We start from the raw sequence: 14,639 nt of genomic DNA, 5'->3' as shown, positions 1-14,639 counted from the left end.
AGCATTGGAACCACCTGATCCCATCCCGAACTCAGCAGTGAAACGATGCATCGCCGATGGTAGTGTGGGGTTTCCCCATGTGAGAGTAGGTCATCGTCAAGATTAAATTCCAGAACCCCTGATTGCTGACGCAATCAGGGGTTTTGTTTTTGCGCGCAGGAAAGTGCTGGCTGTTTGGGGACGACCTTGCAGGCACCTTGTTCGGCTGCAGCTTGCTGCTATCCACTTGAAGCTGCCGCTGTGCCCGCCACAAATTTGCACAGTTATTTTCAGGCCAGGACACTAGAATAGCGGCTACCCCTTTTAGAGCCAGAGTCCCTTATGCCAGATCCGGTTGACGCCTCCGGGTTGTCAGATTTACCGCTGGACGACCTGGTGGCCTGCCACGAGTGTGATCTCTTGATGCGCAAGCCTGAGCTCGCTCACGGTGAAAAAGCCCTGTGCCCGCGCTGTGGCTACGAGCTTTATGCCCATCGTCATAATGTCGTAGAGCGCAGCCTGGCGTTGGTGATTGCCGCCTTGTTGTTGTACGTCCCTGCGAACTTTTTACCCATCATGCAGCTCAATCTACTCGGACAGACATCCGAAGATACGGTCTGGAGTGGTGTGCTGGGCTTGTTCAATACCGGCATGCAGGGTGTGGCCGTCGTGGTGTTCCTGTGCAGCATGGGGATTCCGCTGCTCAAGCTGCTGTGCCAACTGCTGGTATTGCTGAGCATCCGCTGGAATATCGGCCGCAGTTACGGTTTGTTGCTTTACCGCATTTATCACCATCTGCGCGACTGGGGCATGTTGGAGGTCTATTTGATGGGCGTGCTGGTCGCGATCGTCAAATTGGCCGACTTGGCCGCCATCTCGGTGGGCCTGGGCCTGGTGTGTTTTGTCAGTTTGTTATTGGTCCAGGTCTGGTTGGAAGTGGTCATGTCGCCGCATCAGATCTGGGAGGCCTTGTCAGGAGAGGATCTTCATGCGGGCGATTGAGGCGGGCATTCTGATCTGTACCGAATGCCATGAATTGAACAAGCAGGAACCCGATACCGACGAGCAGGTCTGTACCCGTTGCGGGGCGCTGGTTCATCCGCGTCGCCCGAATAGCATCATGCGGACCTGGGCGTTGCTGATCACCGCAGCGATCCTCTATATCCCGGCCAACCTGCTGCCGATCATGACGGTCAGCACCCTGGGGCAGGGCGAAGGGGACACCATCATGTCGGGTGTCATCACCCTGGTTCAGCACGGGATGTTCCCTATCGCTGCCGTGGTATTTATCGCCAGTATTCTGGTGCCCACCTTCAAGTTGGTGGGGATCGCCCTGTTGCTGTTTTCGGTGCAGCGCCATCAGCCGTTATCGGCACGCCAGCGCATCATCATGTACCGTTTTATCGAGTTCATTGGCCGCTGGTCGATGTTGGATATTTTTGTGATCGCCATCCTGGTAGCGGTGGTGAATTTTGGTCGGCTGGCCAGCATCGAGGCCAATCTCGGTGCGGTCGCATTTGCCAGTGTGGTGATTTTGACAATGCTCGCCGCAGTAACTTTTGATCCCCGCCTGATCTGGGATAACACGGAGTCGGACGACGACCATGAGTGATTTGCCTAAAGCTAAAACCCGTCCTGCCTCAAACTGGTCGGCCATCTGGGTCTTGCCCCTGATTGCGTTGATCATCGGTGGCTGGTTGGGCTGGCGTGCCTACAGCCAGACCGGGATCGAGGTTCAGGTCCGCTTTGAAAGCGGCGAGGGCATCCAGGCGAACAAGACCGAAGTGGTCTACAAAGGCATGCCGGTGGGCAAGGTCAAGACCCTGGCCCTGGACGACGAGGGCAACTCCAAAGGGGTAATCGCCACCGTCGAGATGAACAAGGATGTCGAGCAGTACCTCAAGACCGGCACCCGCTTCTGGCTGGTCAAACCCAGCGTGACCCTGGCCGGGATCACCGGCCTGGAAACCCTGGTCTCCGGTAACTACATCGCGGTCAGCCCCGGTGAAGGCGAGCCTTCGCGCAAGTTCAAGGCGCTGGCCCAGGAGCCTCCGCTATCGGACCTCAAGCCCGGGCTGCACCTGACCATCAAGGCCGAGCGGCTGGGCTCGCTGAACCGTGGCAGCCCGGTGTTCTACAAACAGATCCAGGTCGGCCAGGTCAAAAGCTACCTGCTGTCGGAAGACCAGAACACGGTCGAGATCAAAGTCTTTATCGAGCCGACCTACGCCAACCTGGTGCGCAAACACACGCGTTTCTGGAATGCCAGCGGCATCAGCATCGACGCCAACCTGTCCGGGGTGAAACTGCGCAGTGAATCCCTGGCTAGCATCGTCGCCGGCGGTATTGCGTTTGCCACGCCGGAGAACCGCAAGGACAGCCCGCCCACCGACCCAAGCCTGCCGTTCCGTCTGTATGAGGATTTCGACGCGGCCCAGGCCGGGATTCGGGTCAAGGTCAAACTGTCCGACTTCGAAGGCCTGCAAGCCGGTCGCACGCCGGTGATGTACAAAGGCATCCAGGTCGGCAGCTTGAAAACCTTGAAGGTCGACCCTGACCTGTCCAGCGCCACCGCAGAGTTGACCCTGGACCCTCTGGCAGAGGACTACCTGGTCCAGGGCACGCAGTTCTGGATCGTCAAACCGTCGATTTCCCTGGCTGGCATCACCGGGCTCGAGGCGCTGGTGAAAGGCAACTACATCGCCATCCGCCCTGGGGACAAGGGCGCCGCGCCGCAACGGGAGTTCGAGGCCCGAGCCAAGGCGCCGCCGCTGGACCTGCGCTCCCCTGGCCTGCACATGGTGCTGTTCACCGATAACCTGGGCTCGCTGGATGTCGGCAGTCCGATTCTCTACAAACAGGTCAAGGTCGGTTCGGTACAGAGTTACCAGTTCTCGCGCACCCGCAAGCAGTTGGTGATCGGGGTGCACATCGAGAAGGAATACGAAAACCTGGTCAACGGTTCGACCCGCTTCTGGAACGTCAGTGGCATCACCCTGACCGGTGGCTTGACCGGCGGTATCCAGGTCAAGAGCGAATCCCTGCAAAGCCTGATGGCGGGCGGCATCGCCTTTGATACGCCACGGCCTAACGTGGCCCTGAAGAAACGTATCCCGCGCTTCCGCCTGTTTGCCAATCAGGAAGAGGCGGCGCAAAAAGGCACCCTGATCAGCATCAAGGTTGACCGCGCCGATGGCCTGCGCTCGGGAACGCCGATTCGTTTCAAAGGCCTGGATGTGGGCAAGATCGAAGAGGTCGACCTGAGTGCCGACTTGCAGTCGGTGGTGCTCAAGGCACGTATCACCGAGGTGCCGGAGCGCATCGCCCGGGTTGGCAGCCAGTTCTGGGTGGTCAAGCCCGAGTTGGGCCTGATCAAGACCGCCAACCTGGAAACCCTGGTTACCGGTCAATACATCGAAGTCCAACCTGCCGCGAAGAGCCTTGGGGCGCAGACCAGCTTTATCGCCCTGGCCCAACCACCGGAAACCGCTGCGCCCGAAGCCGGCCTGAGCCTGGTGCTCAGCGCTGCGCGCCGCGGTTCATTGAAGGTCGGGGTGCCGGTGACTTATCGCGAAGTGGCGGTGGGCAAGGTCACCGGTTACGAGTTGGGCAAAACCGCCGATCGAGTGCTGATTCGGGTGCTGATCGAACCCAAGTACGCACCGCTGATTCGTGGCGGCACGCGCTTCTGGAACACCAGCGGCTTTGGCCTGGACTTCGGCTTGTTCAAGGGCGCGACGGTGCGTACCGAATCCCTGGAAACCCTGATCCAGGGCGGTATCGCCTTCGCCACGCCAGACGGCGAGCGCATGGGCAATCCGGCCCGGCCTGAGCAGACCTTCCCGTTGTTCGATAAATTCGAAGACGAATGGCTGACCTGGGCGCCGAAGATCCCTCTCGGTAAATAAGCTCAGCGGGCCCCCATAAAAAAGGCCGCGATCTGTGAAGATCGCGGCCTTTTTGTTGCGGCGGGCCTGATTTAAATCGGGTCCAGCTCCGCTTCCGGTTCTGCTGCGACGTTCAAGGTCGCCTTGACCTGATCGTGACGGCGGATGAACTTCCAGTCCGCCTCGTCGATGTAGATACCGTTCGGGCCGCTGCCGCCTTCGAGGTCGATGGCGACATGGGCCGATACCTGGGGTTTGACGCTGGCCAGGATCGGCACGAAGCCCAGTTGCAGGCTGGTTTCCAGCAGTGCGGCCTGGTTCTTCTCGTCGATGTCGGCGGCCTCATCGAGGTAGTACGGCAAGCGCACGCGTCCGGCCTGGTCGCGATCCATCAAGTGCAGCAACAAGTACATGTTGGTCAGCGCCTTGATGGTCATGGTGGTGCCGTTGGACGCCGCGCCGTCGATGTCGGTGTGGATCACCGGTTGGCCATTGACCTTGGTGATCTCGAACGCCAGTTCGAACAGGTCCTTGAGGCCCAACTGGTTATGGTTGGCCGCCACCAGGCGCGCCAGGTACTCCTTGGCCTCTTCGTTCTTGTTGTCCTGCTCGGCACTCTGGCTCAGGTCGAACACCGACAGGGTTTCGCCTTCTTCATACTGACCGGCACTGTGGATGATCTGATCGATGTGCTTCAGCGCTTCCTTGTTCGGCGCAAGGACGATGCGGAAGCTCTGCAGGTTGGATACCTGGCGTTTGTTGATCTCGCGGTTGAACAGCGCCAACTGGTGTTCGAGGCTGTCGTAGTCGCTGCGAATATTGCGTAGGGTCCGGGCGATGTCGGTGACCGCCGCGCGACGTGCCTTGCCCAAGGTCAGGGCTTCGTCGGTGCGGTGGGCATAGGCGTTGATCAACAGTTGCAGGCGGCGCTCGACATCGTCTTCGCTGTCGAACTTGGCCACGCCCTTGAGACGGACCTGGGCGTACAGCGCCTCGATCTGTCCGTCGACCCGCTGCAAGCCCTGCCAGCTGTCCTGATAGTCGTTGAGCAGGGGCAGAAGGTTGTCCATCGAGTCATCGATCGGGTCCATGCACGGCGTGCCAAATGGCAGATCGGCAGGCAACAGCTGGCGGCGGCGCAGAGCGTCGTCGAGGGTGCGTTGCTTGGCTTCCATATCGGCAATTTGCCGTCCAACCAATTGCAGCTTGGCCGACAGTTGCTGGACGCGCTCGGTGAAGGCGTCGCTGGAGCGCTTGAGTTCATCCTGGGCGGCTTCCATCTGCGCCAGCTGTTCGAGTTTCTCGCCTTCCTCGGCACTCAGGGTTTGTGCGCGGCGGAAGTCTTCCAGGGCTTTTTGCGCGTCCAGCACCTGCTGGTACAGCGCTTCGGTCTGGGTCTTGCTCGCGGCGCGGTCAGCGGCCACGGCTTGCTGGGTCTTGAGTTGCTTGAGTTCTTTTTCCAGGCGCTCCTTCTGGTCGCGCAGGGCGGCGCGGTCGGCCAGGGCCTGCAGCGCAGGCGGTTCGATGTGCGACAGGTCGATGCTCAGCCCCGGCACTTCGAAACGCTCGCCCTTGAAGGCGTCGAGGATCAGCTCCATGGATTTGACCCACTCGCCGTTCTCGTCCAGCGCAATGCCGTGCTCGCCCAGGGGCAGGCTGAACAGGGCGCTGTTGAACAGGCGCATCAGGCGTTCGACGTCCTGCTGCGAAAACTCTTCGCGCAGTCGGGCATAGCTGTTGTTGTCGGCGTGATCGAGTTGCTGCTTGACCGACTTCAGGCGTTTTTCCAGGTCCCGCAGGCGCTCTTCCAGGTCCTCGGCAGAGAACTGCCGGGATTGGGCCAGGGCGCCGGCCAGTTCATCGTGGGCATCCTTGGCCGCCAGCAGTTGCTGCTCCAGGACTTTCACGTCATCGACCAGGGCAAAGCGATGCTTGAGCACCGACAACTCGCCGAGCCAGCGTTGGATACCGCTGATTTCCCGCTCCAGGCGCATCAGTTCCTGGGTGCCGCCGCGCTGGTCGTTTTGCAGGGCGTCCTGTTCGTGGCGGTAGTGCTCGGCTTGGACCGTCAGTTCTTCCTTGCGGGCACTGGCGTAGTCGGACCAGGTGCCGAGCAGCGAATCCAGCAGCGGCGAAATACGGTGCAGCTTGCCGCGCAGCAGGTCGCGCTGCTTCACGCCGTTGGCCAGGGCTTCCACCAGCGGGCCGGCAGACACCAGGCAGTTGTAGTCCTGCTCCATGCGGCGCACGTCGCGGAAGGCTTCTTCGCAGGCGGCGATGTAGTCGACGCTGCCGGAACGCAGGCTGTGCTCGAAGGCATCGAGGAACAGCTGCTTGAGCTTGGCCGCGGTGATTTCGCGCATGTGCAGCAGGTTGATAAAGAGCGCGCGGAAGGTCTTCAGGCTCTGCTCGCTGGTGGAGCGCAGCGGAATCAGGGTCAGGTCCAGCGGGATCGAGGTGTGACCGCCGACCAGCAGGCGCCGCAGTTCATCAGGCTTGAGCTCATAGGCCTTGAGGCCCTGGCGCTCAAGATTGGTGAACAGCTCTTTCTGGCGCAGGCAGGTGTCGTCTTTCTGGTAATGGGCCAGGTCCAGCTGCCCGGCATAGGCGAAGAACTGGTGACCGAAACCACCGCCTGGGCCACGCCCGACCACGCCGATCACGTGGGGGCCATGGGGCAGGGACACTTCCACCAGGATGTAGCTGGTGTCCGAGGCGAAGTAGAAGCGCCGCGATTGTTCCAGGCTGTACTTGCCGAAACTCATGTCCGACATGCGCGCCAGAATCGGGAACTGCAGGGCGTTGATCGAGGCGGATTTACCCAGGTTGTTCGCCCCGTAGACCGACAGCGGCTCTTCCAGCGGGAACAGGCCCAGGCTGTAGCCGGCGGTGTTCAATAGGGCAAAGCGGCGGATGCCGTAGCGTTCCTTGCTCATGCGTCGAGCTCCTGTTCTTCGGCAATGGCCCGGGCCAGTGCGTCCTCTTCACTGTCTTCACCTTCGACAAATTCGCTGAGGTCCAGCGGATCGTCGGTCTCCAGCAGTTTTTCGTCGCTGTCGGGGTCGATCAGCACCGGCGTCGGCAACGGCAGCACGCTGTGCAGGCTGGCGGCCAGGTCGCGGTCCTGCTGAACCGAGAGGCAGACATCGAGGAAGCGGTGCATCGGCGGCAGGAAGCGGTAGATGCCCGGCTCCTCGCTGGCAAAGCCCAGTTGGGTCATGCGGCGCATGATTTTTTCTTCGAGTTCGTCCTGGGTCTGGACTTCGGCCTGGATAAACAGGTCGCGGTACTTTTCCAGCAACGAAGGCAGTTCATCGCGGCCCAGGCTGCCGCCGTCGAGCACGGCGATCGGGTCGCGGCCCTGGTCGGCCAGGTGTTCCACGAGGATGAAGGTGAACAGCGCCAGGCGCTGGGCGGTCTTGTTCACCTGGGCGGCGGCCAGGTCCGGGACGAAGTAATAGAAGCCGCGGGTGTCGCACACCAGCTCAAAGCCCAGGGCCTTGAACAGCGTGCGGTACTGGTCCTGGAAGTTCGACAGTTGGGCGTACAGCTCCGGGTCGCGGCGGCTGACGTGATAGCCCTTGAACAGCTCGCGAAAAATCGGCGCCAGCTGGGACAGTTCGGAAAGATCAAGATGCATGAGGAGTGCTCGCAGAATTCTCAGGCTGGTCATCGCGTGCCGAGAGCAGGGCGAAGGAGCGCAGGCTGACCTGGTGCTCATGGGTGTAGTAGTCGCGGCGTTCGAGACGCTCGCGCTTGAAGCGTTTTTCCCGGGATAAACGGGAGAACCAGTACAGCAATTCGTCGGTCGCGCCGTCCGGCTCCTGTTCCAGCAGCCAGTGCATCAGGTCCGGCATGGGCAGGGCATCTTCGCAGCGCTCGAGCATTTCCTTGACCGTGCGTGGTGCCCGCGGCGCTTCACCCTTGTGGCTCTTGTGGGCCTTGGGGAAGCGCGCAGGCTTGGGTTCGAAGCGGGCCAGGGCATACACATAGGCCTCGACCTGGCCGGAACTGCCGAGGAAGGTGCTTTGCGGCCGGGTGAACATGGGCATGGCGGCTTGCGGCACGGCGTCGATGCCTTTGCGCCGGATCGCCGACAGGGCCAAGGCCGCGCCACGGGTTACGGCGTTGTGCCGGCGCGCTTCTTCACGCAATGGCAGCAGCAGCTCGCGGGCGTGGCGCAGGGTCAGCTGGGCGCTGGTCTGCATTTCGAGGATCCGCGCGTGGGTGCGCAGCAGCATGTCGTCGTCCACCAGGTGGCCCAGGCGCTGCTGTTCGGTGAGCATGCGCAGCAGGACGTTCTCGACCTTGCGCACCCCTTGTTCGAAGGCACCGTCGGCGTTCACCAGCTGGATCATCGGTTCGACGTATTCGTCCCAGGTCGCCAGTACCTCGGCATAGCGCTGGCGCAGGGGGATCTGCCGGTCGCTGGTCTTGGCCCGCTCGGCGACGGCCACCAGGGCCTGTTCGTCGTTGGCGAGTTTTTTCAATACATCGCGTACCCGCATGTCCAGCAGGCGCAATTGGCGCGCCAGGTCATTGCTGTCGCGGATATCAAACGCGTCCTGGATATAACCCGCCAGACGCTCCAGGTGGCGCAGGTAGGCTTCGATCTCCAGGCACAGGCCCAGGCGGTGTTCGCGCCGCAGGTAGGCCAGGAAGTCGTGGATCTGCGCGTTGAGCTCGAAACGGTTGGGGCTTTTCGCCACCGGAACCAGGATGTCGAGGCGGATCCACACGTCCAGCAGGCTGGTGATGTCCTGGGGCGTGCTGTCCAGTTGCTGGGCGGCCAGTTGGCTGCGCAGTTCGGCGAGGCTCAGGGTGCCTTGGTCGAAGTGCTCGCACAGTGGCTCCAGAAGTGCCCAGTGTTCGGCGAGGGCGCGCAAGACGCGCTTGGGTTCGATCATCGGAATGGCCGGCTGGTTGGCAATGAAAAGCAGCGATTGTACTGCATCAGGCGGTCGACGATTCACCCCCGGTCTTTTGATGAGACGGACTGTCGGTTTTCAAACCGATCAACAGCGGGCGATCTTCGTCGAAGGGCGGTAGAATCCCCCACCTCAGTTATCCACAAGTGGCCGACCTTTGCTTATCGAGTCCCGTCGTCGCGCTTATTTGACCGCCATGCAGGTGGTCAACTGGCTGCCGCGCACCGAATTGCCCTTTGCCGCGCCTTCGCGTCCCGAGTTGCTGGAGCTGCCAGAACCGCCGGTCGAGGTGCCTGCGCCTGCCGTCGTGGCCAAGGCGCCGACAGAGCCGCCGGTCGCCAAGCCTGCGGAACGGGCAAAAATCGAAGTGCCGCGCCCTGGCAGCAGTGCGCGCCCGGCCAGCAAGCCGGTGGAAGAGGCGGCACCGACACCGGTCGTGCCCAAGGCTGCGCCGGTGCCACCGCCGCGTTTTGCCCTGCAATTGCTGCGTGCCGGGCGTTGCCTGCTGCTGGTCGAACTGCCGACCGGCGAAGCGTTCCAGAGCCGCGATCCGGCCTACCTGCTGCTCAAAGACATGCTGCGTGCCGCCGGTTTGCCCGACAGTCCGCAGATCGTCGCCGAGCCGGTGCGCTGGCCGATGCTCACGCGCGGCAACCTCGACCAGGGCCCCGATGCGGCCCGGGATTTCGTCCAGGCCTTTGTTTCGGTGCGGGTCGAGGAAGAACCCTGCGTCTGCCTGTGGCTGATCGGCTTGCCGGCGGTGCGTTTTGCCGGAGAGGCCAACGCCGAATCCTACAACCGCGAACTCCAGGTCGAAGGCCTGGGTTCGGCCTGGGCCTTGCCTGGGCTGGAACTATTAATGGAAGAGCCACAGCGTAAGGCTGACGTCTGGCAAGCCATGCGTCGGCTGATGGCGCGCTGGAAGAGTACTGATGAGTAAGAACACAGATGAGTGATGCCGTGAACTTCCGCCTCGCCACCGAGGCGGACCTGGATGCCATCCTGAAGATCGAGTACGCGGCGTTCAGCCACCCCTGGACCCGCGGCATTTTCATGGATGCGTTCAAGTCCTATGAAGTGTGGCTGATGTTCGAAGGCAGCCAGCAGGTCGGGCACGGGGTGATCCAGGTGATCATCGACGAGGCGCATCTGCTCAACATCACCGTCAAGCCGGAAAGCCAGGGCCGCGGCCTGGGCTTGCGCCTGCTCGAGGAATTGATGAAACGGGCCTACGAGAAGGAGGCGCGCGAGTGCTTCCTGGAAGTGCGCTCCAGCAATCAGACCGCTTATCGGTTGTACGAGCGTTATGGTTTCAACGAAGTGGGACGGCGTCGCGATTACTACCCGGCGGTGGGCGGGCGCGAAGATGCGCTGGTGATGGCCTGCACGTTGGTCGACTGACCGGCCCGGTTTCGCTGTAGACGGCGGTGGAGCGAATCCACCGCCGCCGATTTTAGTGCCGGTCGCAGGCCCTTTCGGGTCAGCGGTTACCGTCCAGCGGTTCGCGGCGCGCCAGTTCGGCTTCATCCAGGCCATTGCCGCCACCTATATCGTCTTCATCGACAATACTCAGGTCCCAGTCGGCCTGTTCGCCGTCGCCGGTTTCATTGGCCGAACGGGCACCATCCTCGTGGATCAGGGTCTCAGGGCTGAGGTCGTCGTCGGTGGGCTCGTGGTCGGCGGTCGAGGCCCCGGTCAGGCCGGCTTCGCGGACACGCTCGGCGGGCAGGCGGTGCTCCAGTTCCGCCTCGGGGATGGTGTCGCCGATCTTGGCACTGGGCTCTTCGTCGTCGAAATGCAGCTCCTCCATCGAGCCCATGCGGTCTTCGTTGTCATCGATGGGCTCGGGCTGCGGCGCACCGTAAGGACGTCGTGATTCGGTCATGGCTATATCCTCATACTGTTGGGGCTTAAGGGGTGGACCTGCGGCGCCGCTCAAGATTCCACTGCGAGGGATAGCCGGTATCTACGCAACACACGTGACCTCGACAGGCGGTCGTCTGTCATACCAGCGCATCATTCTTGAGGCTTCACAGCATGAACGAACTACAAGATCTGATTGATAACAACGAGCGTTGGGCCGAGGCGATCAAGCAGGAAGACCCGGACTTCTTCTCCAAGCTGGCGCGCCAGCAGACTCCAGAGTACCTGTGGATCGGTTGTTCCGACGCCCGGGTGCCGGCCAACGAGATCGTCGGCATGTTGCCTGGCGACCTGTTCGTGCACCGCAACGTGGCGAACGTGGTGCTGCACACCGACCTCAATTGCCTGTCGGTGATCCAGTACGCGGTGGATGTACTCAAGGTCAAACACATCCTGGTCACCGGCCATTACGGCTGCGGCGGCGTGCGTGCCTCGATGCAGGATCGTCAGTTGGGCCTGATCGACGGCTGGCTGCGTTCGATCCGCGACCTGTATTACGAGCACCGCGAAGCCCTGGGGCAGTTGCCGACCGAGGAAGAGCAGGTTGACCGCCTGTGCGAACTGAACGTGATCCAGCAGGTGGCCAACGTCGGCCATACCAGCATCGTGCAGAACGCCTGGCATCGTGGGCAGAGCCTGTCGATTCACGGTTGCATCTACGGCATCAAGGACGGTCGCTGGAAGAGCCTGAACGCAACCATCAGCGGCTTCGAGCAACTGCCGCCGCAATACCGCCTGCGTCCGGTCGGCGCCATCTGAGCCGAAACCGCGTAGCCGCTGCCGAAGGCTGCGCTGGCCCTTGCACACGCCGCATTCTCATCTGAAGAAATGCGGTGTCTGGGATGGCCAGCGCAGCCTGCGGCAGCGGCTACAGGTTTTGGGTTACAGGTGTGGCACTTCGGTGCTCGGCACGGGCGCCGGGGCTTTGAGCTGTTGCAGCTGGGTCTTGATGGGCGCGGTTGCGCATTTGGCCTGGGCCTGTGGCGGGGTCAGGTCGCGGACCGAGGTGTAGAACAGCTCGCAGGTCTTGGCCTTGTCGGTCACCTGCCAGGTCTGGGTGCAGCGCTGCAATTGCGCGCTCGGATCGCTGCCCGGCGTGCTGCCCATGCCCGCCTGCCAGCACGCGGCGCTCAAATCCTGCCCCATCACCTTCAAGCCTGCGGCATCGGCCTTGGCCTGATCGTTGTCGTAGTTGGCCGGGTCCGCCGCGTACCAGATGTAGCTGGGGTGGTTGGAGCCCAGCACCGGCACGTTCACCCCCGGGTTGGGGCTGATCTGCCCCAGGCCCAGTACCCCGACGCTGGCGCCGTATTGCTGCTTGATCCAGTTCCGCACCGGTGCGCCGAAGGCCACCATGGGCAAGGCCTTGCCGTCGGCGCTCTGGCTGACCTGCTTGACCATGCTGGTCTGGTAGTCCTTGAAGTAGTCATAGACGCCTTCCAGGTCCTTGCCGGCGCTGGAGGGCGCAGCGATGGGCGCGATGTCGACAATGGTCTGATAGCCCGGTGTCTGCTCGGCGGCGATGCCATTGGCGGTCAGCAGGGTCGCCCAGCGGTCGGTGGTGGCTGATTCAAGGTAATCCTGGGCACGGGTCAGGGAATAGTCCGGTGGGAAGTGCAGCAACTCGACGCTTTTGCGCTGTTCCAGGGCCATGCCCAGGGGCAGGAACAGGTACCAGCTGTAGGCCCATTTACCGTCGGTATTGAGCTGGCTGGCGCCCTTGTAGGCCAGGTCGCCGGCATCCAGCAGGGCCGTCAGCGGTTTGCCGTAGGATTGGGGCACGCCGCTGATGGTCGCGTGCAACTGCTGTTGATCGCCGCTGACCTTGACCCGGGCGGTGCTGTAGCCGTCGCGTTGCACGCTTTGGGTCAGGTAATGCTCGACGGTCTGTTCCAGGGTCCAGTTGCGGAAGCAGATCACGTTGCAATTATTGGGATAGGCGAAGAGTTGGGTCACGCGCTGGGGGCTGCCCAGGGGCACCTCCACGTCAGCGGCCAGGGCCGGTGCGCCCTGGATCAGGGCGGCGAGGCCCAGGGACAGTCCGGTGAGTTTATTCATGCTTGGCTCCTTGTCGGCGAGAACCCCGCTTGTGCGGGGTGAATATCCACAGGGGAACACTAGCGGGTGAGCGGGAGCCGGGTAGGAAAAACTTCATCAGCGGCGCCGATTGCGCGGTGCCGGTGAGGGTCAGCGCTTGAATTGCAGGGCGTTGCTCAAGTCGCCCAGGGGCTTTTGCCCGCGCGCGACCATGGCGGCGTCACGTTGCTTGATGCCGTCCAGGGGCTCCAACTGGAACACCCGGGTGATCAGGCGCAGGATCGAGGCGGTGTCGTAAATGGTGTGGTCCACCGTGCCTTTGCGGGCAAAGGGCGACACCACCAGGGCCGGGATCCGCGTTCCCGGGCCCCAACGGTCGCCCTTGGGCGGCGCCACGTGGTCCCACCAGCCGCCGTTTTCGTCGACCGTGACCACCACCACCATGTTTGACCACTGTGGGCTTTCGCGCAGCACCTTGAGCACCCGGTCGATATGCCGGTCGCCGGAGGCCACGTCGGCGTAACCGGCGTGCATATTGAGGTTGCCCTGGGGCTTGTAGAAGCTCACGGCCGGCAGCTTTCCGGATTCGGCGTCGGCCAGGAACCTGTTGCTCCCCGATTCGTCGCCCAGGCCGCCGTCGCGCAGGCGCTTGCTGCGCTCTTCGGGGTTTTCCGGCCCCTGGCGCTTGAAGTAGTTGAAGGGTTGATGGTGGTACTGGAAGTTGGGAATCTTCGGCAGGCCGGTCGAGTCCTTGAACTGGTCCAGGGTTGCTTGCCAGGCACCGCCGTACCAGGCCCAGTCGACGTTCTTTTTCGACAGCTTGTCGCCGATGTGTTCGTGGGTCTGGGGCACCAGCACGCTGGGCAGGTCGGCCTTGGCGTAGTCCGGGCGGTCGGGGTCGCGGATCCAGGTCGGCCAGTAGGGCGGGGCCATGGTGTTGACCGCGTAGCCATCCGGGGTCAGGGCGCTGGGGCCGAACTGCGGCGGGCCGGTCATGGCACTGGCCGGGGATTTTTCCAGGGGCTTGAGCCGGGTGTCTTGCGGGTTGTCGCTTTGCAGGGTGGCGATCTGCGACTTGGCCACCGAATTGGCCGCGTCCGGGTAGACGGGCACGGCGGCGCTGATCAGGTACTGGTGGTTGAGGAACGAGCCACCGAAAGCCCCCTGGAAGAAGTTGTCACACAGCACGAATTCCCGCGCCACATCCCACAGCCGCAGGGAATAGCGGCTTTGCGGGTAATGGCCCATGGTCAGGGCGCCGGAGTCGGCCCAGGCGACAAAGCCGTCATTTTTGCCATCGTTGATCTGCATCTGGTTCTGATAGAACACGTGCCACAGGTCGCGGGTCACCAGGCCCAGGGGCAGGTCCTCGCCACTCGGGCCCTTGAGGGCGAACGGAGCGTTGGGCAGGTTCTGCTGGAACTGGGTTTCGATCGGGTAGGTCACCCCATCGAGGTGTTGCGGGCCGACCTGCAGTATGCCGCCCCAGATCGGTGGCAGGGTTTGCAGCAGGCTGCCGTCGCGGTCGCGCTGCTGGTAATCGCCCGGCTTCAGGGAGGACAACGGCTGCTCCAGCCCGGGGAAGTCGGCGAATAGGTTATTGAAGCTGCGGTTTTCGGCGTAGATCACCACCACGTTCTTCACCTGCTCGCGCAGGGCCTGGTCCAGCTCGGCCGGCGAGAGTGGGTGCTCCTGGGGTTTACCCGGTTCACCGGGCCCGCCGCAGGCGCTCAAGGTAGCGCCTACCCCCAGAACGGCAACGCCGCCAAGAAAGCGGCGGCGGCTGGTGTCAGTCAACTGTTCGGGCGCCGCGGGTTGCGCGTCGTCATGGTCTTTTTCGTCACTCATGCCAGTTCCCTGCAGGTCTTTTAGTCAATTGGTTACA

At 62.5% G+C, this 14,639-nt stretch carries 12 protein-coding genes and 1 rRNA gene; 7 read left to right on the top strand and 6 right to left on the bottom strand.

Annotation, left to right across the window (positions count from 1 at the left end):
• From rrf to ACOZJV_RS25655, 4 genes are all read left to right on the top strand, one after another.
• Positions 1–102: ribosomal RNA gene (rrf, locus tag ACOZJV_RS25670) — 5S ribosomal RNA — on the top strand; the annotation flags it as partial.
• Positions 103–321: 219 nt separating this feature from the next.
• Positions 322–981 carry a paraquat-inducible protein A gene (locus ACOZJV_RS25665; RefSeq protein ID WP_078472509.1) on the top strand — a complete coding sequence of 220 codons (660 nt, stop codon included), beginning with the start codon at positions 322–324 and terminating at the stop codon, positions 979–981.
• Complete coding sequence (locus tag ACOZJV_RS25660) at positions 968–1,591, top strand: paraquat-inducible protein A (protein WP_020297721.1); 624 nt, start codon at positions 968–970, stop codon at positions 1,589–1,591. Before ACOZJV_RS25665 ends, ACOZJV_RS25660 begins: the two co-directional genes overlap by 14 nt.
• Complete coding sequence (locus ACOZJV_RS25655) at positions 1,584–3,887, top strand: PqiB family protein (protein ID WP_078472507.1); 2,304 nt, start codon at positions 1,584–1,586, stop codon at positions 3,885–3,887. Before ACOZJV_RS25660 ends, ACOZJV_RS25655 begins: the two co-directional genes overlap by 8 nt.
• A gap of 71 nt (positions 3,888–3,958) precedes the next feature.
• Here the strand turns inward: ACOZJV_RS25655 and mksF are convergent, their stop codons facing one another.
• Genes mksF through mksB form a run of 3 tightly spaced genes read right to left on the bottom strand, consistent with a single transcriptional unit; the run spans position 3,959 to position 8,773 of the window.
• Positions 3,959–6,802: an Mks condensin complex protein MksF gene (gene mksF / locus ACOZJV_RS25650; RefSeq protein ID WP_020297719.1), complete on the bottom strand. Its 2,844-nt coding sequence runs from the start codon at positions 6,800–6,802 to the stop codon at positions 3,959–3,961.
• Positions 6,799–7,506 carry an Mks condensin complex protein MksE gene (gene mksE, locus ACOZJV_RS25645; RefSeq protein ID WP_421548799.1) on the bottom strand — a complete coding sequence of 236 codons (708 nt, stop codon included), beginning with the start codon at positions 7,504–7,506 and terminating at the stop codon, positions 6,799–6,801. Before mksE ends, mksF begins: the two co-directional genes overlap by 4 nt.
• A complete protein-coding gene (mksB, locus tag ACOZJV_RS25640) occupies positions 7,496–8,773 on the bottom strand; it encodes an Mks condensin complex protein MksB (RefSeq protein WP_421548798.1) in 1,278 nt (425 codons plus the stop codon). Before mksB ends, mksE begins: the two co-directional genes overlap by 11 nt.
• Positions 8,774–8,951: 178 nt before the next feature.
• Here mksB and ACOZJV_RS25635 point away from each other — a divergent pair, with 178 nt between their 5' ends.
• Both ACOZJV_RS25635 and rimI read left to right on the top strand, forming a co-directional pair.
• Complete coding sequence (locus ACOZJV_RS25635; RefSeq protein WP_421548797.1) at positions 8,952–9,734, top strand: energy transducer TonB; 783 nt, start codon at positions 8,952–8,954, stop codon at positions 9,732–9,734.
• Between the two features lie 8 nt (positions 9,735–9,742).
• A complete protein-coding gene (gene rimI, locus ACOZJV_RS25630; RefSeq protein ID WP_078472503.1) occupies positions 9,743–10,195 on the top strand; it encodes a ribosomal protein S18-alanine N-acetyltransferase in 453 nt (150 codons plus the stop codon).
• 79 nt (positions 10,196–10,274) lie between these two features.
• Here the strand turns inward: rimI and ACOZJV_RS25625 are convergent, their stop codons facing one another.
• Positions 10,275–10,679 carry a serine kinase/phosphatase gene (locus ACOZJV_RS25625; RefSeq protein WP_078472502.1) on the bottom strand — a complete coding sequence of 135 codons (405 nt, stop codon included), beginning with the start codon at positions 10,677–10,679 and terminating at the stop codon, positions 10,275–10,277.
• Between the two features lie 152 nt (positions 10,680–10,831).
• Between ACOZJV_RS25625 and can the strand changes: the two genes are divergently transcribed.
• Complete coding sequence (gene can / locus ACOZJV_RS25620) at positions 10,832–11,476, top strand: carbonate dehydratase (protein ID WP_020297713.1); 645 nt, start codon at positions 10,832–10,834, stop codon at positions 11,474–11,476.
• Positions 11,477–11,599: 123 nt separating this feature from the next.
• Here can and ACOZJV_RS25615 read toward each other — a convergent pair whose 3' ends face one another.
• Both ACOZJV_RS25615 and acpA read right to left on the bottom strand, forming a co-directional pair.
• A complete protein-coding gene (locus ACOZJV_RS25615) occupies positions 11,600–12,775 on the bottom strand; it encodes a hypothetical protein (protein ID WP_421548796.1) in 1,176 nt (391 codons plus the stop codon).
• 129 nt (positions 12,776–12,904) lie between these two features.
• Positions 12,905–14,602, bottom strand: coding sequence for an acid phosphatase (gene acpA, locus ACOZJV_RS25610; RefSeq protein ID WP_421548795.1), 1,698 nt, complete (start codon positions 14,600–14,602; stop codon positions 12,905–12,907).
• Positions 14,603–14,639: the final 37 nt, after the last annotated feature.

This window comes from Pseudomonas sp. QD4, assembly GCF_049199125.1.
Lineage (GTDB): Bacteria > Pseudomonadota > Gammaproteobacteria > Pseudomonadales > Pseudomonadaceae > Aquipseudomonas.
Note: the sequence above shows the minus strand (reverse complement) of the source record. Positions and strands in the feature narration are given on the sequence as shown.

What these genes read in the sequence shown, in the direction of transcription:
- ACOZJV_RS25665 (WP_078472509.1), top strand. Translation starts at nt 322, where the DNA reads ATGCCAGATCCGGTTGACGCCTCCGGGTTGTCAGATTTACCGCTGGAC.
- ACOZJV_RS25660 (WP_020297721.1), top strand. Translation starts at nt 968, where the DNA reads ATGCGGGCGATTGAGGCGGGCATTCTGATCTGTACCGAATGCCATGAA.
- ACOZJV_RS25655 (WP_078472507.1), top strand. Translation starts at nt 1,584, where the DNA reads ATGAGTGATTTGCCTAAAGCTAAAACCCGTCCTGCCTCAAACTGGTCG.
- mksF (WP_020297719.1), bottom strand. Translation starts at nt 6,802, where the DNA reads ATGAGCAAGGAACGCTACGGCATCCGCCGCTTTGCCCTATTGAACACC.
- mksE (WP_421548799.1), bottom strand. Translation starts at nt 7,506, where the DNA reads ATGCATCTTGATCTTTCCGAACTGTCCCAGCTGGCGCCGATTTTTCGC.
- mksB (WP_421548798.1), bottom strand. Translation starts at nt 8,773, where the DNA reads ATGATCGAACCCAAGCGCGTCTTGCGCGCCCTCGCCGAACACTGGGCA.
- rimI (WP_078472503.1), top strand. Translation starts at nt 9,743, where the DNA reads ATGAGTGATGCCGTGAACTTCCGCCTCGCCACCGAGGCGGACCTGGAT.
- ACOZJV_RS25625 (WP_078472502.1), bottom strand. Translation starts at nt 10,679, where the DNA reads ATGACCGAATCACGACGTCCTTACGGTGCGCCGCAGCCCGAGCCCATC.
- can (WP_020297713.1), top strand. Translation starts at nt 10,832, where the DNA reads ATGAACGAACTACAAGATCTGATTGATAACAACGAGCGTTGGGCCGAG.
- ACOZJV_RS25615 (WP_421548796.1), bottom strand. Translation starts at nt 12,775, where the DNA reads ATGAATAAACTCACCGGACTGTCCCTGGGCCTCGCCGCCCTGATCCAG.
- acpA (WP_421548795.1), bottom strand. Translation starts at nt 14,602, where the DNA reads ATGAGTGACGAAAAAGACCATGACGACGCGCAACCCGCGGCGCCCGAA.